Genomic DNA, 20,867 nt, shown 5'->3' with positions numbered 1-20,867 from the left:
ATGGCGGTAGAACACTTGGATTTGCCCGAGCACGAAAGGGAATATGTCCGCCGTTGCGTATCGGAAGGCCGCTACGGCAACGAGCGGGAGGTGGTGCTGGCGGGCCTGCATCTGCTCGAACGACAGGAGGCGACCGAGCGCGCGAAGCTGGAACGTTTCCGCGCGGAGGTGCAGAAGGGCATGGACGACCTGGAGAACGGGAGGTACACCGAGGTCAACAGTGATGAGGAACTGGACGCGTTCTTGGATGGGATCGACCGGGAAGCCGAGGAAATCGTAGAGAACGAGCGTCAACGTGTATCGGCGACTGAAATTCAGTAGCGCGGCCAGACAGGACTTGGTCGCCATACAGGCCACTTCGCGCAGACTATTTGGCCCGGAACAAGCGGTTCGCTACAAATTATTGATTGCACAAGCACTAAGAGATATCGACGACGAACCCGAGCGACCGGATAGCCAAGCGCGGCCCGTGCTTGGTGAGAGGTTTCGATCATATCGCGTAGAACTGAGCCGAAAGCGCAGTGGGACTGGGGTTAAGCGTTCACACCATATTATCGTATACGTTTCGCTGTCTGGAGACTTCGTTGGTGTCAGCCGCATCCTTCACGACGCAATGCTTATGGAGCAACACATCCCGGAGAGTCACCTATACGGCGATGAGGCATTTCTTTCAGACGAGGAGGAATGAATCTTGAGGTCGCAGCTTGACGATGAGCGCACGAAGCTGGAACGCCTCCGCGCGGACGTCCAGAAGGGCATAGAGGACCTCGAAAACGGGCGGCACACCGAAATAATCAGCGAGGAGGGCCTGGACGCCCTCTTTGTTGCCCTCCGGCGCCGTTCGGTGGCGCTTCGGAAGCGAGAGGCCGATCTACACGACTGGAAGCAGGTTCACGAGACGATCCGCGGGCAATACAAGTGAACCCTCGGTACACGGCCCGGGCCGGAGGCGAGTTGGCGAGCGTGCGGTCGTGTGTTTTGAGCGGCAGCGACACCGGCTGTCACACGGAAGGCGATCGTCCCTATGAAACACGCGGTTGAAGGGGGACTCAGGCCAACGCTGGTTGCCGGAGTTCTATCGTTTTCGGGCGCCGTTGCCTGGGCCGTTCACGCGTTACTTACCGCAGCGCTGCCGCCATTCGACGGACCGCCGGATTGGGCCATTCACGCGGCTATGGGCGTGCTCAAGCTGGCCGCCATCGTTCTCTTCCCTTTTGCAATACGTCCCCTGTACGAACAGCTTCAAGGGAATGTTCGGAAAGCCGGGGCTTTTGCCCTGTTCTTCGTGCTGGGATACCTGAGCCTGTTTGCACTTTATATCCTGTTTGGAAGAGAGGCTCTGGCCGCCCATACGAGCGATGGCGTTGTTCGCTTCTATTACCTGCACTCGCCCGCCCTCGACGAATTTCACTATATTGGGCTGGAGGAATGGCGTGCGCAGTGGGCCAGGTGGATACCTCAGGCGAAGGAATTGGTCCTGATGGTGGTCTTTCTCGCGGCGCTCGTCGGGCCCGGGTACTTTTTCGGCCCTCGTTTGTGGGCTCGAGTGCTTTCCTCGGTCGTTCTCCTTGCCGTGTGCGTCCTTTTGCCACCCGCTATTGGCCTGGTGCTATGGGACTACGATACATTTCTGGGCGGCGTCTTTTTTGACTTGCTCTCGCTCGACCTTATTCCCATGCTTTGGTGGTTTGTCGGCGGCTCCAGCGTCGTATTCTTTGTGCTTGCAGCCACTTTTTATTGCTATGTATTCATCTTCTGTTACATCGTGCCACAGCGTAGAATCGATGATGGCGGCATGCAATCGGGCGAACTTGTGGACGGGGAATGAGCGCAGGGGTGCGCAATTGCGCTTTCGCAACGCATGGAGCACGGCAGGCCGAAATGCTGCCGGGGACAAACCCGCAGGTCCGCCGCAAGCGGACCGCCCGCATTGCCTCCAGCACGACGCAACGACCGCCTGTCGCAGGACGGTTGATGGACCAATCGGCACGCCCTGACTTCAGGATGGCGCGACCGTTCCTGTGTTTCCGCGCCCTGCGGCGCGGAGAGACAGGCGAGACGCCTGACTTACATTCTGTGGCTTTCCTTGGTATGCCCAAACAACTCAGAACATCCCGGCCACGCCTTGCGTCAGATCCAAGGGCTAACTCACAGTGTCGCAGCTCGCAGGCTGCATTTGCGCCTCGCCTACTCCCCGCCCAACGCCTGCTCCAGCAAATTCTCCATCATCCGCGCACCGCCACCGACTCCGTAGCAGGGCAGGACGAGGATCGTCATCAGCGCGCGCGCGGCCATGACGTTCGCACACGCCACGCGAAGGGAAGAGCCGCCCGGACCAGGACCCCCGCCACCAGCATGAGGCACTGGAGCACGATGATAACCTGGTTTGTAGGAAGATCTGTAATATAGGACACGTAGATACCTGCTATCGTGGCCAGCAACGCCACGGCGACGCTGACGGCCATGACTGAGGAAAGCCGGGAGGCGTGCATGAGGCCAATCATGGCGGGTACGGTGAGGTAGCTGAACACGAGCAGCGCGCCGCCCACCTTCGAGGCGCCGGAGGTCGCAAGGCCGAGCAGGCAGAAAAAGAGTAACTCCCATACGCCCGCGCGAAGACCGAGAACTACCGCCTGGTCGCGGTCGAGGAAGACGCAATAGATCGGTCGCAAGAAGGCGAGGAACACAACGAGCACCGGCGCCAGGAACCACATGACATTGCGGAAATCGCGCGCGCTGGTCACGATGAGGTCCCCGTAAAGTAGCGCCTGTACCTCCGCCAAACCGAATCCGCTCTTAGACACGATGAGAATGCTGAGCGCCGATGAAAACAGGAAAGCGGCCCCCAGCGCGGCGTCCCGTGGTACGCGTCGCGATTCGTAGGGAATAGCAAGCATAACAACGGTCAGCATGGTGAGCACGCCTGCGCCCAACATAGAAGGCAGGCCCAGCAGGAAGGCAAGGGCTATGCCCGCGGCGGCTGTTTGCGACAACGTAATTCCGATGAAGACGACCCGCTTCAGCACCACGAAGACCCCCAGGAGCGCGCAGACCGTTGAGATGATCAGTCCGGCGGCGATGGCGTAGGGAAAGACCTCAAAGAGCACAAGCAAGTCGTCAGGCATGGTCGGCCCCCTGCACCCTCGGTTCGGCGGGGGGCATTTCGAAGTGGAGATTGGCTGCCGTAAAATGGCAGGCTACGGCCGTCGGCACGATCTGGGCCTGCGAGCGCTCGACGAGGCAGACGCGATCAGCCACGCTAAGGGCCATCTGGATCCCGTGGCAGGCGATCAGCACAGTCTTCCCCTGCTCCCTGCAGAGCCGGAGGAGTTGATGGATGATGTCCCGCTCGGACGGCGTATCCAGTTCTGACGTCGGCTCGTCGAGGATGAGCACATCCGCCCCGGAAACCAGGGCGCGGGCAATCAGCGCTTTTTGCTTCATGCCGCCGGAAAGTTCGCGGTAGTTTTTGTGCTCGTGTTCCGCCAGGCCCATTTCCTCCAACTGCGCCGATACAAACGCCCTGTGGGTCTTGTCGGGGCGGCGCCAATAGCCGAGTTCACGATACAGGCCCATAGTGACAATCTGTCGCAATGACACCGGAAAGAGCGGATCGATAGACTTTTGCTGAGGCACGTACCCGAGCTTGATCTCGGGCCTACCGAAGCCGATTTCGCCGTGCTCGGGCTTGACGAAACCGAGAATGCTCCGGAGGAGCGTAGTCTTCCCGCCACCGTTGGGGCCCACGAAGGGCAGGAACGCCCCTTCCGGTATGTCCAGGTCAATATTATCCAACACCCGGGCGCCTCCGTAGCCCAGACAGAGCCGCCGAAAGTACACAGCGACGTTGTCTGTCACGGGCGCCCCGGCCGGTCCATGGCCGGCCGAGACATGGGGGACGGTTTGTTCTGGGTGCGCCTTGGGCGAGAAAACCACACGCTGTTCCTTAATATACTTCCGAAAATGCCTGCGACAGTTGCTTGACGATGTTATCTATCATCGCGATGTAGCCGGACGCCGCGGGTTCCGATCCCACCATGTTGCCAACCGCGACCACCTCCGCGCCAGTACGGGCGGCAACAAGTTGGGGAGCCTTCTGGCTATAATACGGTTCCATGAGAACGACTTTGCAACCGAGCGCCTGCATGCGTTCTACCAGTTGCGCCAGGTGCCGCGCCGTGGGGGGGATTCCGGGCTTCGGCTCGAGTTCGCCGATGACCTCCAGCCCGAAGCGGTCCGCAAAATAGCCCCAGCTTCGGTGGTAGGTCACCAGCCGCGCCCCCCGGTGGGGCGCCATATGCGCCAACCACCCGCCGGCTTCGCGGCCACGTTCCTTCAGGAAGGCGTCCAAGGCGCCGCCTTGCTGCTGCGCCCACAGTACTTCGCCGGAGAATTCCCGAACCAATGCCTCGCCAAACATCGCCGTGTCGAGTTGCGCATAGAACTCGGCGAGGTTGGCGGTGTACGTGTCCGCGTTCGCGGGATCCAGGTCGGCCAGCCGATCGCGGATGTTCTTCGCCATGATCCGCCCGTTGAGAGGGTCCGATTGCACATGGGGATCGCCCATCGGATGGACATCGCCGAGGGAGCGGTCCACGGGCACGGTCGGAACGTCCCGCACCCGCACGCCAATAGACGCTTCCAAATGTCCCCGGCGCCCGATTTGGATATCCGGGTTTCGCGCGCCCTCCAGTATTAACGGTTCGAAGCCGATTTCGAGTTCGAGGCCCTGGCGGATCCAAAGATCCGCCTTGTTTGCCGCAACCATATAGCTCGGCTTCGCCGCCAATTGGTGAATGTCCTCCTTGCCCGTCCCCAGCGAGGTTACGGTGACGAGTTCCCCGCCGACGGCTTCCGCAAGGGACTTGAGGTCGGTGGTGGTGGTAACGATGCGGAGCTGCGCCGAGGCGTTCAGCGCCAACGCCAGAATCGAAAATGCCAGCAGCCAAGAATGGACCGCAGACGGCTTAGTAAGTCGCATACCCAAAACTCCTTGCAATTCGCATGTTCGGACTTCTAATCAGTACTTATGCGCGCCGTGCGCCCCGAGAGAGACATTCAACTGGAGGAAGATCTCATTGTCGTCGTATTTGCTTCCGAAGTTCGGGTCGCGGTGCCGGTACCCGAGCCGCCAGTAGGCGAACTCGCTCTGCCGGAACGTGGTGTAGATTTGGTAGTTGTGCTCGCGAAAGCGGTCGTCGTCGGGCCATTGCGCGAAATCATAGCGCAGGCCCGCCGACCAGCGCCGCGCGAACTGGTACTCCATGCCCGTGAACCAACCGTAGGTGTCCATGCTCTCATTGTCCGGCACATCCTTTTGCACGAAGAACGCCTCCGTCTGCCAGAGGAATGAGCGATAGAGGGATTCATCCAAGGGACGCCAGCGGTAGGTCAAATCCACGGCCTGCAGCCAGGTCGCGTTTCCTCCGTGCCGGTGGTCGTTCGGCCCCCACGCGGCACTTAACCCGAGCTCAAGCGTGGACTCGTCGCCGATACTCCAGAAGTTTTTGAGGTTCACCAGGTGGGTCAAGTCGGTGGCGTCGCTACCGGCGAAAACACCTGGATTATCGTTCTTGAACGCCTCATAGGTAAGCAACGCATAGTGGTCCCAGGGATTGGGTATCATCCAACTCAGCGACGCGCCTATACCCGCCAGGCCCTCGGGGCCGAAATTGTATTGCAGCGCAAGCGGGTAGTCGGTCCACGGCAGGGAGTGCAGGTGATCCTGGTTGGCTTTGCCGAGATTGGCCTTGAACTTGCCCACCTTAAGCTGAAGGTTGTAGCGCAGCTTGTCGAAGGTAAAGTAGGCCTCCTCGACATCCAGTTCCCAGTCGTCGTGCCCGTGCTCGCGCGGGTGCCAGTACCTGTTCTCCCAAAACCAGCCAAACAGATTGTCTATACTCTCGGCCAGCGCGTTGACGGTCGGGCTTCTGAAACGCGGAAAACTGCCGGAAACGGGCCCGTGATCGTGGCCGTGGTCGTGGCCGTGCCCGGGATGCATGCCGAGGTACATCACAAACTTGCCGTAGGGGTCCACCGCGCCCGAGAGCCCCAGTTCGACGTGGCGCACATCCAGGTATTCGCGGTTCCGCCGCAGGCTGTTCGAGTGCAGCCGCCCGACCATGTCCACGTTCGCCGAGATGTCCATGTAATTGCTGAGTGAAATTCGCCCGCCCGTCCGAATGTTGTCCATAAGCGTCGGTTGCGGCGCGGACTTGGATTCCTCTTCCAAGGCGTCGGCGAAATCACGCTCGATCGCGGGATCCGGCGGCGCCGGACGCTGCCGTAGAACTTCAACCTCCTGACGGAGCTGGCGCAATTCTTCCTGATGCGCCTCCTGCATCTGTTGCATTTGTTGTTGAAGCAAATGGACGTTTTCTTTGAGTGTATCGAGGTCAGAATCCTGGGCGCCCGCCCATGCCGCCGGACCAAAGGCCAACGCGGCGCATAGGGTGATGCGCCTCAATGCTGGTTTTGTCATTTTCACATTCCTTATCGAAGTTGCCACAGGTCCCGCAGAGCCGCATATACATGCTCAAGCTCCGGGAAACGCAGCTCGGCGAGGGCAAGATCCCGGCTGGATACGTGCGGCAAGACTTGGTTCAGTGCGTGTGGCCGTGATCGTGATCGTGATCATCGTCATGGTTGTGGCCACCGTCAAAGGGCTCCTTGCGGAGGGCAGCCATTGTAGAGTGCACAATGTCGAGAAAAAGCAGGGTCAACTCGAAAGTCGATCGAAGGCTCGCGGATTCCGGACGGCTTACTGGCTTAATGTGCATGATGTAATTCCTTATATCGCCATGTGACATGGCATGTTGTCATTGCTTAAACGACGTACAATTGTCGGGGCCAGCCACGCCACATCGGAAGTGGCTGGCCCGCTCAATACCCGATTCAGACCGCAACTATGCCGCTAGTGGTCGTGATCGTGCCCGTGATCATCGCCGTGCCCGTGTTCCTCGTCGGGTTCGTGCACGATCACCCGCAGCGCGGGGGTGCTCCATTCGATGTTCCCGTCGTGCAGGAAGTGGATGACGATGCGCGTCTCGCCCGCAGCCAGCCCTTCCACATCGAAGTGATCGCCGTGGGCTACGACGCCCGCGATGCCCGTAGGCCGTTCGGGCGCGATCTCGACCGCCAGGCTATGCTCGCCGCCCAGGGCAATCATGCCGCCCGCCGCGTTCACGAATACGGCATCCAACTCGACGCTCTCGCCCACTTGCAGCTCGATGCGGCCGTGCCAGTGGTCGCCGTGCATGTCGGCGAGGCGGTCCTCCGTGCCCCGGAGGTAGACGTCCGCCGACACGGGCATGTGCTCGTGCTCGTGCTCGTCGGCTTCGTGGACGATCACCCGCAGCGCGGGCGTGCTCCACTCGATATGCCCGTCGTGCAGGAAGTGGATGACGATGCGCGTCTCGCCCGCAGCCAGCCCTTCCACATCGAAGTGATCGCCGTGGGCTACTATCTGGGCAATGTCCGTCGGGTAGCCCGGTGCAATTTCGGCGCTCATTGTGAAGTTCGCGTCGAGCAGAATTTCGTCCCCCTCGTCGTTGAGAAAACGAACATCGAACTCGAGCGAGGCGCCCAGTTCAAGCTCGATGCGGCCATGCCAGTGGTCACCATGAACATCCGCCAGGCGCTCCGTACCGCCCTGAAGATACACCTCCGCGGTGGTCGGCAGGTGGTCGTCGTGATCTCCATGCGCAATCCGCTCGAACTTGATTTCACCATGCCAGTTGGTTGGCCGGGTAACCGAATCGCCGAAGTTAATGTACAGCAACTCGTGACTGTGGTCGCCGTGGCCGTCCAGAATGGTATCCAATATGGCGACCTGCGTAAATGGCTCGAAACTGGCATCTTGCCCACCCTCGGCGCTGGGCCAGTAATCGGTCCAAGTGAAATCGATGGCAATCGGCTCGGCCGTCTCGTCCACCACATAGGTGCCGCGGAAGGCGGGATAGACAGGAAAGTCTCCGCCCTGCTTGGTGTCCACAAAGCTGTTTGGGCCGCCGAAGCTCCCGAAGTAGTAGACTTCAGTTCCGGATGCAAAATGTATTTGCTCCGCCTCCCATTGATGGGCGTCTACGGGACTTCGCCGCTGCCATTCGCCGAGCAAATCGGGATGCTCAGGGGGTGGAGGCAGCGGGCACCCGACTAGCTGCACGGCAATGCAAAAGAGAGCGAATAGTTGTATTGGTTGTAGAATTGTTTTCATTGAATCTAACTCCATTCGTGTCATGGGTAAGCTCGCGGCAACGGTGCGCCCGCAACACCACGTTTGGGTGCGTGCGACCTTCGACAAGCGAATGCTTCTGAACTTCGGACGGTTTCACGCCGCAGAACAGGGCGCGACCGAGCAGACTTCTCCCTGGAGGGACAACTCGAGTGTCAAAGGGATTCAGGAAACGACGGGAGGGGCGCGGCCCAGCCACGGGCCGTAGGAAGCTAGCGACACGTAGCGGAACGCCGGGTGGGTCAGCATGCTGCCCAGGCGCGTGAAAGGAAGGGGTAGGGTGAATGAGGCCGTCGCCTTCAAACCAGAGGCGACGATGCAAAGTTCACAGCCGGACTGAGCTTACCCCCATCCTTCGACAGGTACCGGGGTGAATTAAGATGTCCTAGTACGGTGGCAGATACGGTCTACCTCCGGACATCGTAGCAGTCCCCCCGGGGTTGGGGCAATGCCTCCGAGCTGGGGACGCTTATTTGGGCCGCGGAGCGGAGGCCGTTTCCGCCGAAGGCGGAATGCCCGAAGGGCAAGGCCGGAGCGGAGCGGCCCAAATAAGCGCGCGATTTTTCCGTGGGGTCAGCCATTCTGGTAGACATAGGCCGGTGTCCGCTTGCCCAGCCCGTCGTGAGGGCGTTCGTGGTTGTAGAATTGGAAGTACGCCGACAGTCCTTCGTGCAGCGCGCGGCCGTCGGCATATTCGCGCAGGTAGATGTCCTCGTACTTTACGCTTCGCCAGAGCCGCTCGATGAACACATTGTCCAGCGCCCGTCCGCGTCCGTCCATGCTGATGCGTATGTCCCGCCCCAGCAGCGCGCCGGTGAATTCCGCGCTCGTGAACTGGCTGCCCTGGTCCGTGTTGAAGATGGCCGGACAGGCGCCCTCCAGGGCCCGCTCCAGCGCGTGCGTGCAGAAGCTGGCCTCCAGTGTGTTGGAGAGCTCCCACGTCAGCACGTAGCGGCTGAACCAGTCCATGACCGCCACGAGGTACATGAAGCCTCTGTACATCGGAATGTACGTGATGTCGGCGCACCACACCGCGTCGGGCACGGATATGACGAGATTCCGCAGTAAATATGGGTAGATCGTGTGCTCCGGGTGCGGCTTGCTCGTGTGCGGGCCGGGCAGTGTGGCCTGCAGCCCCATGAGCCGCATGAGCCGCGCCACGCGCTTGTGGTTAACTTCCCAGCCCTGGCTGTTGAGCCAGTGTGTTATGCGCGGGACGCCGTAGAAGGGGCGCCGGAGATATTCCTCGTCGATGAGCCGCATCAGGGCCAGATTCTCTTCGGATTCGCTTCTATTGGGGGTGTAGTACACGCTCGAACGTGATACGCCAAGCAATGCGCACTGCCGCGAAATCGACAAGCCGGGGTGCGTGTGGTTGACCCAGCCGCGACGCTCAGATGCGGGTGCGCTCAGTATTTTTTTTGGAGGAAGTCGACCTCCATCTTCAAACGGCCAATTTCCTGATACAAAGGCGCGGTCAGCGCCTCCGCGTCCACAACACCCCCCGAACGCCCGCGCTCGAAGCAATGCGGAGCGTTCTCAAGCAGTTGCTTCTTCCACTGCGCTATCTGTGTAGAATGCACCTTGTATCGCGACGCCAGCTCGCTCAACGTGTGCACCCCCTTCACCGCCTCCAGCGCCACCTTCGCCTTGAACTCCTGGGAGTGATTCTTGCGCTTCTGAGCCATTTCTCGAACTCCTTCCGGACATTGTCCGGGGTGCTGATCCGCCGGGTCAACCCGGCAAATCTTTACTTAGCACCTGTCCAAAAAATGGGGGTAACTTCAGACTCTGCAGGGTCGTTGTGGTTATGCCCATCGGATGACTCGCCGAATGCGGCGCCGGACATGGGCACAGGGCCAGGGGCGTGTCCATGACTGCGGTGCGCCATTAACTGGAGCAATGCCGCCACCAGCAATACGTGCATCAAGATGACCGGACCAGAAGATCCTCTATGTCTGACACGATTCCGTTTCACGCTGTTACGAATCTCGGTAAACTTCATGGCCCGATTTACGTGTAGTATTGCGGCTTTTCCGTACGCGGCGTATGGAATTCAGGGCTCTCCGGAGCACGCCGAGCCTGAATCTCAAACGGGAGAATTGGGGTTTCGAGTTTTCCCGAATCGCGCAGGCGCCCACGCACAAGAAGCCAGTAAAATCACACCGCAATCATGGATAAAACGTCTGCGGACAACGATCTCCACAAATGGACCGCCCGCAGGATGCAATGAGCCATTGCGCCTGTCAACGTTGCGGGGATTTGGTCACGTTCCGCTTGGTATGCATTGTGACGGGGCGCTCAGTTAAGCGTCGGTACGCAACCGTACAAAACGTGCAAGCCTGGAAAATGGAGGATTAAAACGTTGTCGCTTGGGAGTTAAGCGACGGGAGGGGCTCGGCCTGGAGCCGAGAAAAGGGGCAGGCTTGCGGTCCGCTCGGCGAATTCCGCATACCCCACCGCTAATGCAGCGGGGAAGAAGGCCGTCGTATTGGTCCAAATAGCCTGGGTACGCCCTTTGGCACAATAAGACGCGCAGATCGGACAATGATGGGCCGCCGAAAAGCCTTCATTTTCGTCAGAACAGTTGACGGCCCGCCAGTTTGCTTCCCCCGCACTGCCTTTGTGGTGATGGCTGTGCTGATCCGCACCATGCGAAACCAGAAGGTGAATCGGCAAGAGAAATGGCTGGACAAGAATAACCGCCACGAGCAGCGCCGTTAGGCTGCCCGCAATGCGGTTCATGTCCAGTCTTCCGTGCATTTTCCAGACTCCAATTGAAAATACAATCTCATAATCAACGGAATCCGAACATACCACGTATCGCCGACACGTGTCAATACTCCTGAGGTATCGACATTTACAGGATCGACTCAAATCCTACCCTGTTCGTTTAGGTTTTTTGGTTCGACCAAGTATCGAGAATTGCATCTTGGGGACTCCGGTCGCCTCAGCGGGGAATCAGGAAAATGCGGGGCGAGTTCATGTTTCCTACCCTGCTTGGAGTCGCTCAGATGAGCGTTGCAGCTGCGCTCTGACACCCCGCCTCGCCTACTCCCCGCCCAATGCCCGCTCCAGCAAATTCTCCATCATCCGCTGCACGCGTTCATCCGGGCCGTGGGGGCGGCTCCAGTGCGACCACGGCAGCACGTGCCCGGGGGGCGAGCTCAGGCCCTGCACCCAGAAGATGGACGAGGCGTTGAAGACGAAGTTGCCCTTGGGGCCGGGGTAGATCGTGGCGGTCCACTGCTGGGGCGTTTCGCCGCCGACCCACGCCGTCCCGCTGGCGACGATCTCCAGACCGGGGATGTCGGCGGGCATCCCGTGGTATTCCCAGCCGATGAGCCCGGGGATGCGATCGCCCTGTTCCACGCCCGTGCCCTCGAACATCCAGTGCGCCGGCATCCGGATGATCCAGTCGCCGCCGCCGTTGACCGGCTCCACGTTGCGCGCGCCCATGAGCAGGCCCTCGTCGGGGCCGTGCTCCGGGAAGGGGCCATGATCGCGCTGGCGGTCGACGGCGTAATAGTTGTCCGCGCCGTAGGGGCCGCCGCGGAAGATAATGCGGTTCGGGCGCCCGTCGCTGCTCTCCCGGAACGGCGACACCCAGCACACGGAATTCCCGGAGAGAAAGAGCAGATCAACGCCCTCGTCGCGCATCCGGGTGACGCTGTCGAACTGGCGGATATCCCAGTACTCATCGTGCCCCACGCTGATGAACGCCTTGCACTTGAGCCCGCGATCCGGGGAAAGCATGTCGCTGTTGCTCGCGTAGGTGACGTCGAAGCCTTCCTTTTCGAGCCAGTAGGCGAGCGGGAACTCGAAAGGGAGGAACTCGCCCGAGCCAATCGTCAGCGGCGCATAGACCACGCTCGTGTTCTGCGCCTCGAAGCCGTAGGGGCGATCAAAACTCACATCCGCCCAGGGGCCCTGCCCGCCCTTCGGGTGCGTGTACACCGAGTACTTGTTCGGCCAGCGGTTATACGCCTGCCACGTGTTGTCCGAACACTGAAAGAGAATATCGGCCGGCCGGTCGTCCGTCACGATAAAGATCACATAGCTCTGCCAATAAGGGAGCTCCTCGCTACCCGGCAGCGTTGTGAGCCGGCCCAGATACACCCCGCTCAGCCAGTCCTCCGGAATCGTGAGGGAGGCCGAAGGCGTCCACTGGCACTCGTGCAGGTCCTTATCGCCCTTCTCCGGGTCGGGTTGCGTGACGCCATCGAACGGCCCCTGCTTTGTCATGAGGCGCGCGCCCTTCCCGCCGTAATAGCCCATGCGAAAAACCTCGATCTCAAAGCGGACCGGCGGATTCGTCGACACCATGATATCGATCGTTTCGCCCGCCTTCACGCTCTGCTTCGAGCAATAGCCCTCAATCCAGGGAGACCGGAAACCGCCGCTATCCACGCGCGCGCGCGTCAGCTGCCAATCGTTGGCGCCGGGCTTCCGGTTTTCCTCGACGATGGGGTTGGAGGCCCCCTGCGCCAGGGCGCCGTGCGGAAGGGCAAGTAACATGCCGAGAACGAGTGGGAACAAGTAAGTGGCGAGGCGCATGGGTATACCTTCCATTCGGCCGGGTCCGGGTGGTGTCAAACGCGGGCAGTATAACAGGGCCAGCTCCGACGCCAAAAACCGCGAATTCACCAATCCGTGCCACGCGATCGGGCAACGCCCGTTCGTGTGCCTGGAGCAGCGCCGCCTCACGTCCCGAGACACAGCCGCCGCCGAGCGAATTGACGACCGCCAAAGCGGAGACGGCATTTGCGCCAAGCCAGCCGATGGCTTCTGTGAAAACTTTCGATCCAGCATATCCATATTTGCCTCATGGCAACCAGGTTACAATATGTGCGAACACGGAAGTGTCTCAAGTTGGGAGTGCAGGTGGAACTTCGCTTTACTTTGTCCCGAATTTATGCTATAATTCGGGACAAAGAAGAAAGCCAAAACCCCATGCAAACGACAGAAAACAAGATACTTGCGCGGGTGCGTCGGGCCGGTCCGGGCAGCGCGTTTACGCCGAAAGACTTCCTCGATCTCGCGGGCTATGAAGCGGCGAAGAAAGGGCTGCTTCGCTTGGCCAATGCCGGCACGCTCCGTCGACCGCTCCGCGGGGTCTATGATTTCCCCGCCTACAGCGCGGTGCGCCGAGGCCCGGCGAGCCCCGATCCGGATGCTATCGCCCACGCGATTGCCCGCGCCCACGGCTGGACTCTCGTGCCCACGGGCGTCACGGCCCTGAATCTGCTGGGCCTTTCGACCCAGGTGCCCGCGCAATGGGAGTACTTCAGCGACGGTCCAACCAAGCAGTACGAATGGGATGGTGGTCGCATTCACTTGAAACGCCGCGCCAACAAAGAAACCACCGGCCTTTCTCCAAGGACCGCACTCCTGGTTCACGCGCTCAAGGCCCTGGGCGAAGAGCGCGTCGAGGAGCAGACGTTGGACTCCCTGCGCAAGCGGCTCACCCGGCGGGAACTCATCAACGCTCTCCGCGAAACACGCTACGTCACCACGTGGGTTCACGAGATAATCAGGCGTCTCGCCGCCGGGGAAGATACGTCCGATGCGTGAGGTGGCGCGGTGGTCACGTGAAGACCGGCGCGACCTTTTTCGCGAAACCGCCGTAGAGATGGGCGCGCATCCCGCAATCGTCGAGAAGGACTTCTGGGTTTGCCTGGTGCTGGATTACCTCTTCGCGGACAGCCCCTGGAAGGAGCGGCTATCCTTCAAAGGCGGGACAAGTCTTTCCAAAGCCTTCGCCGCGATCGAACGCTTCTCCGAAGATATTGACCTGGTTCTCGATTGGCGCATTTTGGGTTATACCGATACCGAACCGCTCGCCGCGCGCAGCGCCACCCAGCAGGCTCGCTTTGGGAAGCTGGCCAATCAGCGGGCGGCGGATTTTCTCATGCATACCGTCGCTCCAACCCTGGGCGCCGAACTGTCAGAACGCGTCGCGGAACCCATGCGGGTATATGCGGAAGGAGAGAATGTTCGAATTCGTTATCCCCGCGCGTTCGCGCTGGATGCCATCCAACCCGAAATCCAGCTGGAAATCGGCCCCATTGCGGCATGGTTGCCACATTCCCAACGCCCGATTCGGCCCTACGCGGCGGAGCACTTTCCAAACGCCTTCAAGCAACAGTACACCTCCGTGCGAACGATCGACGCCGAGCGCACCTTCTGGGAAAAGGCCACCATTCTTCATCAGGAAGCCCACCGCACGGCGGAAAAGCGGCTGCCCCCACGCTATTCTCGCCACTACTACGACCTGTATAGAATGACGCTGCTGCCGTTGTGTGACGCGGCGCTGGAGCGCACAGATCTACTGCGGGATGTGGTGGAATTCAAGAAACACTTCTATCGCGCGCCGTGGGCCAACTACGACTCAGCTCGCCCCGGGAGTCTGCGGTTGTTGCCCCAGCCACATCATCGCAAGGCGCTTCTGGAAGACTACCTCAAGATGCGCGCCATGCTCTTCGGAGCAATCCCCAGCTTCGAGATGATCGAACAGGGGCTCACCGCCCTGGAAAACCGGATCAATCGTCATTAATATTGTGCGCATGCCCGCAGCCCGCCACGCACACCAATCCGTGCCACGCGATCGGGCAACGCCCGTTCGTGTGCCTGGAGAAGCGCCGCCTCACGTCCCGAGACACAGCCCCCGCCGATCGGTTTTCTGCCCACCAGGACAGTGACGCCACGCGCACCAACCTCCCCCGCGCGCCCAGACCCCCCCTACGCAAGAATCCCCATAACCGGGTGCTGCTCTTCCACGCCCGTGAGGCGGACGTCCAGGCCCTGGTGTTTGACGGTCAGGCGGCGGTGGTCGAGACCGAGGCAATGCAGTATGGTCGCGTTGAGATCATTCACCGGAACCGGGTTCTCGACGATGTTGTAGCCAAAGTCGTCGGTCTGCCCCCAGGTGAGCCCGCCGCGAATGCCGCCGCCCGCGAGCCAGACGCTGAAGCAGCGGGGATGGTGATCGCGGCCATAATTATCTGCGGTGAGAGGGCCCTGGCAGTACGTGGTGCGCCCGAACTCGCCGCCCCACACGATGAGCGTGTCGTCGAGCAATCCGCGCTGCTTGAGGTCGCTGACCAGCGCGGCGGAAGGCTGGTCCGTGTCCTGGCATTGCCGGGGCAGGTGGCTCGGCAGGTTGTCGTGCTGGTCCCAGCCCATGTGGTACAGCTGGATGAAGCGCACATCGCGCTCCGCCATCCGGCGCGCCAGGAGACAATTCCGCGCGTACGTGCCGGGTTTATGTATATCCGGCCCGTACATCTCCAGCACGTGCCGGGGTTCGTCCGAGATATCGGTGAGATCGGGTACCGCGCTCTGCATGCGGAATGCGAGTTCGTATTGCTCGATTCGCGTCAGAATCTCGGGATCGCCCACGGCGGCGTGCCGTTCCATATTGAGCGCGCGGAGATGCCCCAGGGTCTCCCGCTCGCTGTCGCGGCTGCAACCGGCCGGATTGCTCAGGTAGAGCACGGGATCTTCCGCGCTGCGCAATTTCACCCCCTGATACTGGCCGGGCAGCGCCCCGCTTGCCCACAGTTTGTCGTACAGCGGCTGATCGGCCAGGCGTCCCGTGCCATGGCTGATAAGCACCATGAATGTCGGGAGATCCTGGTTCGCGCTGCCGAGTCCATACGCCACCCACGTGCCCATGCTGGGCCGCCCCGGAAGCTGGGAGCCCGTCTGACAATAGGTGATGGCCGGGTCATGGTTGATCGCGTCCGTATGCACGCTCCGTATGATGCAAAGGTCATCGGCGATGCCTGCGGTGTGGGGAAGCAACTCGCTGATGACTTGGCCGCTCTCGCCATGGCGGCTGAACTGAAAGATCGATTGCGCCACGGGAAACGCGCTCTGATCCGCGGTCATCCCCGTGAGGCGCTGCCCCATCCGGATTTCAGCGGGCAGTTCCGTCTTGTGATATCTTGCGAGCGCCGGCTTGTGGTCAAAGAGCTCGAACTGTGAGGGGCCGCCGGATTGAAACAGATAGATCACGCGCTTCGCGCGGGGCGCGAAGTGGGGCGCGGGCGCGGCCTGCACTGGACCCGCGCCGGCGATCAGGCCGGTCAGCGCGCCGAAGCCGAGTCCCGCGCGTTTGAGAAACACGCGGCGGTTCATTTCCTGCGCCACAGCCATTCGGGCCATGATGGACTCCTTTCAGGGCGCTTTTCTTCGGGCGCCCCACCGTCTGTCTCATTCCAGGGTAATCGTTTCGTCCAGGTTCAGCAGCACGCGGGCGAACCCCATGTACGACGCCAGCTCCACGGGGTCCAGCGTCTCATCCACGGGCGATTCTCCATGCTGTAAGAATGCCTTCGCGTCTTCGGGGGAGCCCTGGAAGCGGGCGCTGTAGCTGTTCAAGGCGTCGCCCAGGATCGCCTCCTCCCGCGCGTTCGGCCAGCGGCCCGTGGTCAGGCGAAAGCCATAGCGTAGGCGTTCGGCGGGCGCCTCGCCCCCCTCCCGGAGGATGCGGCCCGCCAGGCGCCGGGCGGCTTCCACATACGTCACATCGTTCATCAGCGCCAGCGCCTGCAACGGGGTGTTGGTTCGCGCCCGTTTCACCGCGCACTGTTCAAACGTGGGCGCGTCGAAACTCGCCAGGGTGGGGTGCGGCACGGTGCGCTTGCGGAACGTATACAGGCTGCGCCGGTACAGGTCGGGCCCTGTGGCCTGCTTGTACAGGCCCTTCAGGAGGCTGGCCAGGTCGTCCCACAGGCCTTCCGGCTGATAGGTCATAATCGAGGGACCGCCGATCGTCGGGGTCAGCAGGCCGCTGACCGCCAGGGCGTTGTCGCGGATGAATTCGGCCGGCATGCGGTAGCGTGGACCGCGCGCGAGCAGCCGGTTCTCCGGGTCGCGCTGGAGAAGCTCCGCCGATACCGCCGAATCCTGCCGGTACGTTGCGCTCATCACGATCCGCTTCTGGAGCGCCTTAACATCCCAGCCGCTCTCGACGAATTCCGACGCGAGCCAGTCCAGCAATTCGGGGTGGGAGGGAGGCTCGGACTGCTTGCCAAAGTCGCCCGGCGTATTGACCAGCGCGCCGCCGAAGAAACCCTGCCAGAGCCGGTTGACGGTCACGCGCGCCGTAAGCGGATTCTCCGGGGCCACGAGCCATTGGGCGAGGCCCAGGCGGTTTGCCGGCGCGCCCTCCGGAAACGGATGAAGAAACGCCGGAGTCGCCGGCTGAAGCGCCTCGCTGGTGTCCGGATTGTCATACGCGCCGCGCCGAAGGAGGTAGGTCGGGCGCGGCGCCGCCAGTTCCTCCAGCACCATCACCGAGGGGACTTCCGTTTCGAGGTAGGCGAGTTTGTTGTACTCCGCGGCCTCCAGCTGGCGCTGCTCCAGGTCCGTCCAGAAGACATTGCGGTGCGTGTAGTATTCCGCCAATGCGGTGCGCTGCGCTTCGACCATCGGAGCCTGCGCCGCGCCGGCGAGCGCCTGCTCCATTTCGCCGCGGACCTCGTCCCAGCCCAGGGCCGTGTTGTACACGCGAAAATCAGCCATCGCCCCGGGCAGCGCGGCCCCATCGGCATGCCGGCCCAGCAACAGCGGCGCATCGGTCGCGATTTCGTCCTTAAGCGTGTCGTATTGCATCACCCAGTGCGCCGGCTTGCCGTTGACGTAGATCCCGACGCCGGAAGCGCGACCGGAACCGTCGTAGGTGACCGCGATGTGGGCCCACGCCCCCCAGGCCAGAGAGGGATGAGAGAGCATACGCAGGCCGTTGTCCGCTCCCGCGCTCGCCAGATGCGCCACGACGCGCAGGTCATCCGTGATGATGCTGTCGAAGCCGCGCTGGCCCGGCGTCCCTTCCATCTGGCTCCAGAGCGCCCCTTCGCCATCCGGTCGCACCCAGGCCGACACGCTGAACGCCTGATCCTTCGTGAAACGGTGGCCCTGGCCCAGGCTGGGCGCACTCGCGAGCGCGGTGGCCGGCCCGATGGGGGATAGCTCCGGGCCGTGGAGCCGTGCGCGCAGCGACAGGTGGTCGTGTTCCGCCCCGCGCGGCGTTTCCGCAAGCCGCGCCAGCCAGTCGTCGAAGGGGATTTCCTTTTCCTCAGTCGCTTTTCGCAGGGCCTCGCGGCTCGCTTCCACTTGCTGCTCCAGCGCCGCGATCTTCTCCTCGTGCTCCGGTTCCGGAAACAGCACGAGGGGGCCGGTGTTGCCGCGGCGTTCGAGGTACACGCCCTTTTCCGCGGTGCTGTTGAGGAACGCATAGAACTGAAAGAACTCGCGCTGGCTGAACGGGTCGTATTTGTGATCATGGCAGCGCGCGCAACCGGTGGTCAGCCCGAGAAAAACCGCCCCGACCGTTTCCACGCGCTCCACAATACTCTCGACGCGCCACTCTTCTTCTATCGATCCCCCTTCCGTCACCGATCGGCCATTTCGAAGGAAGCCCGTGGCCACGCGCTGCATCTTGGTCGCGTCCGGAAGCAGATCGCCCGCGATTTGCTCCACAAGGAACTCGTCGAAGCGGCGGTTCTGATTAAACTGGTCAATGACCCAGTCGCGCCAGGGCCACATGAACCGCTGAAAGTCGCCCTGGAAGCCGTTCGTGTCGGCAAACCGCGCCGCGTCCAGCCAATGCATGGCCATGCGCTCGCCATAGCGGGGAGACGCGAGCATTCGGCCAACAGCCCGTTCATAGGCCTCCGGTGACGTGTCCGCGAGGAACGCATCGATCTCGCCGGGGGACGGCGGGAGCCCCGTAAGGTCGAAGCTGAGCCGGCGCAGGAGCTTCTCCCGCGGGGCTTCCGGCGCGGGCCGCAACCCTTCGCGCTCAAGCCGCCGCAGGATAAACGCATCAATCTCGTTGCGGGCCCACGCGCCCGCCGGCGGCGCCTCGGGTCGCGCGACCGCCTCGAAGGCCCAGTGCGAGGCCCAGGGCGCGCCCTCCGCCACCCACCGCTCCAGGAGGCGCACCTGCTCCGACGAAAGCGGATGGCGCGCGGGACCCGGCGGCGGCATTTGAACATCCGGATCGGTGGAAAGGATCCGGCGGAGAAACTCTGAAGGCGCCCCGGTGAGCGCAGCCCGCGCCCCGTCCTCCGTATCGAGCCGCAGCCCGGCCTTTCGAGATGCCGCATCGGGGCCATGGCACTCGAAGCAATGCGCCGCCAGGACAGGTTGAACCTCGCGGCGGAAGTCCACCCCAACCTCGGCCCACCCCGGCCCGGCCAGAAGCAATCCGGCGACAACAATACGGCAACGCATCATGGAGACTACCCGTGTTCGAAAACTGTATCGACTCAGTGAATAGTATCGTAACTGTTTTCCCGGGACGTGTCAATCCCCTCAGCCCCGCCAGCGACGCGCTTATTCCCTTCCGCGCAAAAAGTAGGACAGCCGTCCCGGCTGTCCACGGCGGCAAAGCCGCCCGCGCCGCCAGGCGCAAGGATCGCAGACATTCCTGTCTGCGAAGCGCCCCAAGGCGCGCCAGGGACGCAGACATTCCTGTCTGCGAAGCGCCGCAAGGCGCAACGATCGCGGACAGTAATGATCCACAATCCTTGGACGCGCTTCCTCGTAACTTGCCCGAACGCTTGCTGATATTCCGGCGGCTCATGCCCCAGGCAGCTGAAATACCCCTATACCCCATCAGACCTATTATCATCAACCGGACATCACGCCACCCGCCACCCACATCTCCGCCTCGCCGTCTCTTCAGCCATGTAGTGGCGTCGGAGCTTAGTCCGCCACGGCGGATGAAACGAGATCGCGCGACAGCGCGAACGAGTGGAACCCTGGGTCAAGGGGACTTCCCTCCCCAAACAGCCCCGGAGGGGCGTCGGAAACGACTGGATTCTGAGGATGAACGTGGGCTTCATTCCACGCTGTGCGGTGCTCGGCCGGGAAATAGCTGCTTAGTCTATCGCACTTGGATCCAAGATGACCGAAATGGAAACTTCGTCATATCTAATCTTTTTCGAATCGATCTGGAGAGACTCGGACGCCTTCCAGGGTAAATTGACCCAGAACCGCGCAGCCGAATCCTTCGCGTCGAAGGCCAGCTTCGAAGACGAGCGAGGTCCATTAAGTTCGCGCCAGCCGGCCAGCGCCCCCTGAATCGACTGTTTGTCGAGTTCGTTCACTTGGACCCGCTTCCCATGTTGATCGAGCCAGTACACAACCGGCCAATCATCGTGCCAGAAGACAAACTTGCGCCCCGTAGCGTACTTTTTCGCGGAGCCGGAACGAATCGGTATGAATCCGATAAACGCCATTCCGATCAGCTTGGATCGCGTCGCTTCACCCTCTGCGAGAAGCGTCTTCTTTGGGGTCAATTGGACTTCGGCAACGTCGGAGTTCGTGATGCTTCGGGTTTCTTCGGGCTGAAGATCATTCAGCACAACATCGTATTTTGGAAGGTGGTTTCCCCATTCCCTCGACATCGTGAGAAGCTTGAATGGAATTGCTGTACTGTTCTCCCTCGGGGGAGCTTCCGCGGACGCTCCGTAGATGCTGAAAGCAGGTATCTCGTAGCTCGTGTCGCCGACACCGATACAGCCCTGAACAAGGACTACAGCAAGAGCGGATATCAGAAGCGAGTGTCCGTGGCGTTTAGCAACAGGCGGAGCAGGTTTCATCGGAGACCTCCTGTCTG

At 61.6% G+C, this 20,867-nt stretch carries 17 protein-coding genes and 1 pseudogene; 6 read left to right on the top strand and 12 right to left on the bottom strand.

Annotated features, from left to right (window positions below; genetic code table 11):
* From KF886_03175 to KF886_03160, 4 genes are all read left to right on the top strand, one after another.
* A complete protein-coding gene (locus KF886_03175; protein MBX3176338.1) occupies positions 1-321 on the top strand; it encodes a type II toxin-antitoxin system ParD family antitoxin in 321 nt (106 codons plus the stop codon).
* Entirely contained in the window at positions 296-688 is a 393-nt protein-coding gene (locus KF886_03170; protein MBX3176337.1) for a type II toxin-antitoxin system RelE/ParE family toxin, read from the top strand. The genes KF886_03175 and KF886_03170 overlap by 26 nt, the downstream gene beginning before the upstream one ends.
* A gap of 3 nt (positions 689-691) precedes the next feature.
* Entirely contained in the window at positions 692-922 is a 231-nt protein-coding gene (locus KF886_03165) for a hypothetical protein (GenBank protein MBX3176336.1), read from the top strand.
* Positions 923-1,024: 102 nt separating this feature from the next.
* The gene (locus KF886_03160; protein MBX3176335.1) at positions 1,025-1,828 is read left to right on the top strand and encodes a hypothetical protein; all 804 of its coding nucleotides are present in this window, start codon (positions 1,025-1,027) and stop codon (positions 1,826-1,828) included.
* 448 nt (positions 1,829-2,276) lie between these two features.
* On the opposite strand, the gene KF886_03155 is transcribed toward KF886_03160, so the two are convergent.
* The 9 genes and pseudogenes from KF886_03155 to KF886_03115 all read right to left on the bottom strand — a co-directional run bounded on the left by KF886_03155 (position 2,277) and on the right by KF886_03115 (position 12,691).
* Positions 2,277-3,125 carry a metal ABC transporter permease gene (locus KF886_03155; GenBank protein ID MBX3176334.1) on the bottom strand — a complete coding sequence of 283 codons (849 nt, stop codon included), beginning with the start codon at positions 3,123-3,125 and terminating at the stop codon, positions 2,277-2,279.
* Positions 3,118-3,798 (bottom strand): ATP-binding cassette domain-containing protein, encoded by a 681-nt coding sequence (locus KF886_03150; protein ID MBX3176333.1) that lies wholly within the window; start codon positions 3,796-3,798, stop codon positions 3,118-3,120. Before KF886_03150 ends, KF886_03155 begins: the two co-directional genes overlap by 8 nt.
* Positions 3,799-3,946: 148 nt before the next feature.
* Positions 3,947-4,981, bottom strand: coding sequence for a zinc ABC transporter substrate-binding protein (locus tag KF886_03145; GenBank protein ID MBX3176332.1), 1,035 nt, complete (start codon positions 4,979-4,981; stop codon positions 3,947-3,949).
* Positions 4,982-5,020: 39 nt separating this feature from the next.
* Positions 5,021-6,367 carry a hypothetical protein gene (locus tag KF886_03140; GenBank protein ID MBX3176331.1) on the bottom strand — a complete coding sequence of 449 codons (1,347 nt, stop codon included), beginning with the start codon at positions 6,365-6,367 and terminating at the stop codon, positions 5,021-5,023.
* A 235-nt stretch (positions 6,368-6,602) separates the two neighbouring features.
* The gene (locus KF886_03135) at positions 6,603-6,779 is read right to left on the bottom strand and encodes a hypothetical protein (protein ID MBX3176330.1); all 177 of its coding nucleotides are present in this window, start codon (positions 6,777-6,779) and stop codon (positions 6,603-6,605) included.
* A gap of 134 nt (positions 6,780-6,913) precedes the next feature.
* A complete protein-coding gene (locus KF886_03130; protein MBX3176329.1) occupies positions 6,914-8,116 on the bottom strand; it encodes a hypothetical protein in 1,203 nt (400 codons plus the stop codon).
* A gap of 690 nt (positions 8,117-8,806) precedes the next feature.
* A protein-coding gene (locus KF886_03125) for an IS3 family transposase (GenBank protein MBX3176328.1) occupies positions 8,807-9,921 on the bottom strand; the annotation gives its coding sequence in 2 pieces (ribosomal slippage) (positions 8,807-9,651 and positions 9,651-9,921; 1,116 coding nt in all).
* A gap of 691 nt (positions 9,922-10,612) precedes the next feature.
* On the bottom strand, positions 10,613-10,978 hold the full coding sequence (locus KF886_03120; protein ID MBX3176327.1) for a hypothetical protein: 366 nt from the start codon (positions 10,976-10,978) through the stop codon (positions 10,613-10,615).
* Between the two features lie 306 nt (positions 10,979-11,284).
* Positions 11,285-12,691, bottom strand: a pseudogene (locus KF886_03115) (hypothetical protein).
* Positions 12,692-13,186: 495 nt separating this feature from the next.
* Between KF886_03115 and KF886_03110 the strand changes: the two are divergent.
* Entirely contained in the window at positions 13,187-13,807 is a 621-nt protein-coding gene (locus KF886_03110) for a hypothetical protein (GenBank protein MBX3176326.1), read from the top strand.
* A complete protein-coding gene (locus KF886_03105; protein ID MBX3176325.1) occupies positions 13,800-14,789 on the top strand; it encodes a nucleotidyl transferase AbiEii/AbiGii toxin family protein in 990 nt (329 codons plus the stop codon). The genes KF886_03110 and KF886_03105 overlap by 8 nt, the downstream gene beginning before the upstream one ends.
* A gap of 185 nt (positions 14,790-14,974) precedes the next feature.
* Here the strand turns inward: KF886_03105 and KF886_03100 are convergent, their stop codons facing one another.
* The 3 genes from KF886_03100 to KF886_03090 form a co-directional block, all read right to left on the bottom strand.
* On the bottom strand, positions 14,975-16,402 hold the full coding sequence (locus KF886_03100; protein ID MBX3176324.1) for a DUF1501 domain-containing protein: 1,428 nt from the start codon (positions 16,400-16,402) through the stop codon (positions 14,975-14,977).
* 48 nt (positions 16,403-16,450) lie between these two features.
* Complete coding sequence (locus KF886_03095) at positions 16,451-19,480, bottom strand: DUF1553 domain-containing protein (GenBank protein ID MBX3176323.1); 3,030 nt, start codon at positions 19,478-19,480, stop codon at positions 16,451-16,453.
* A 647-nt stretch (positions 19,481-20,127) separates the two neighbouring features.
* On the bottom strand, positions 20,128-20,850 hold the full coding sequence (locus tag KF886_03090) for a hypothetical protein (GenBank protein MBX3176322.1): 723 nt from the start codon (positions 20,848-20,850) through the stop codon (positions 20,128-20,130).
* Positions 20,851-20,867: the final 17 nt, after the last annotated feature.

It is taken from the genome of Candidatus Hydrogenedentota bacterium, from assembly GCA_019637335.1.
Lineage (GTDB): Bacteria > Hydrogenedentota > Hydrogenedentia > Hydrogenedentales > JAEUWI01 > JAEUWI01.
Note: the sequence above shows the minus strand (reverse complement) of the source record. Positions and strands in the feature narration are given on the sequence as shown.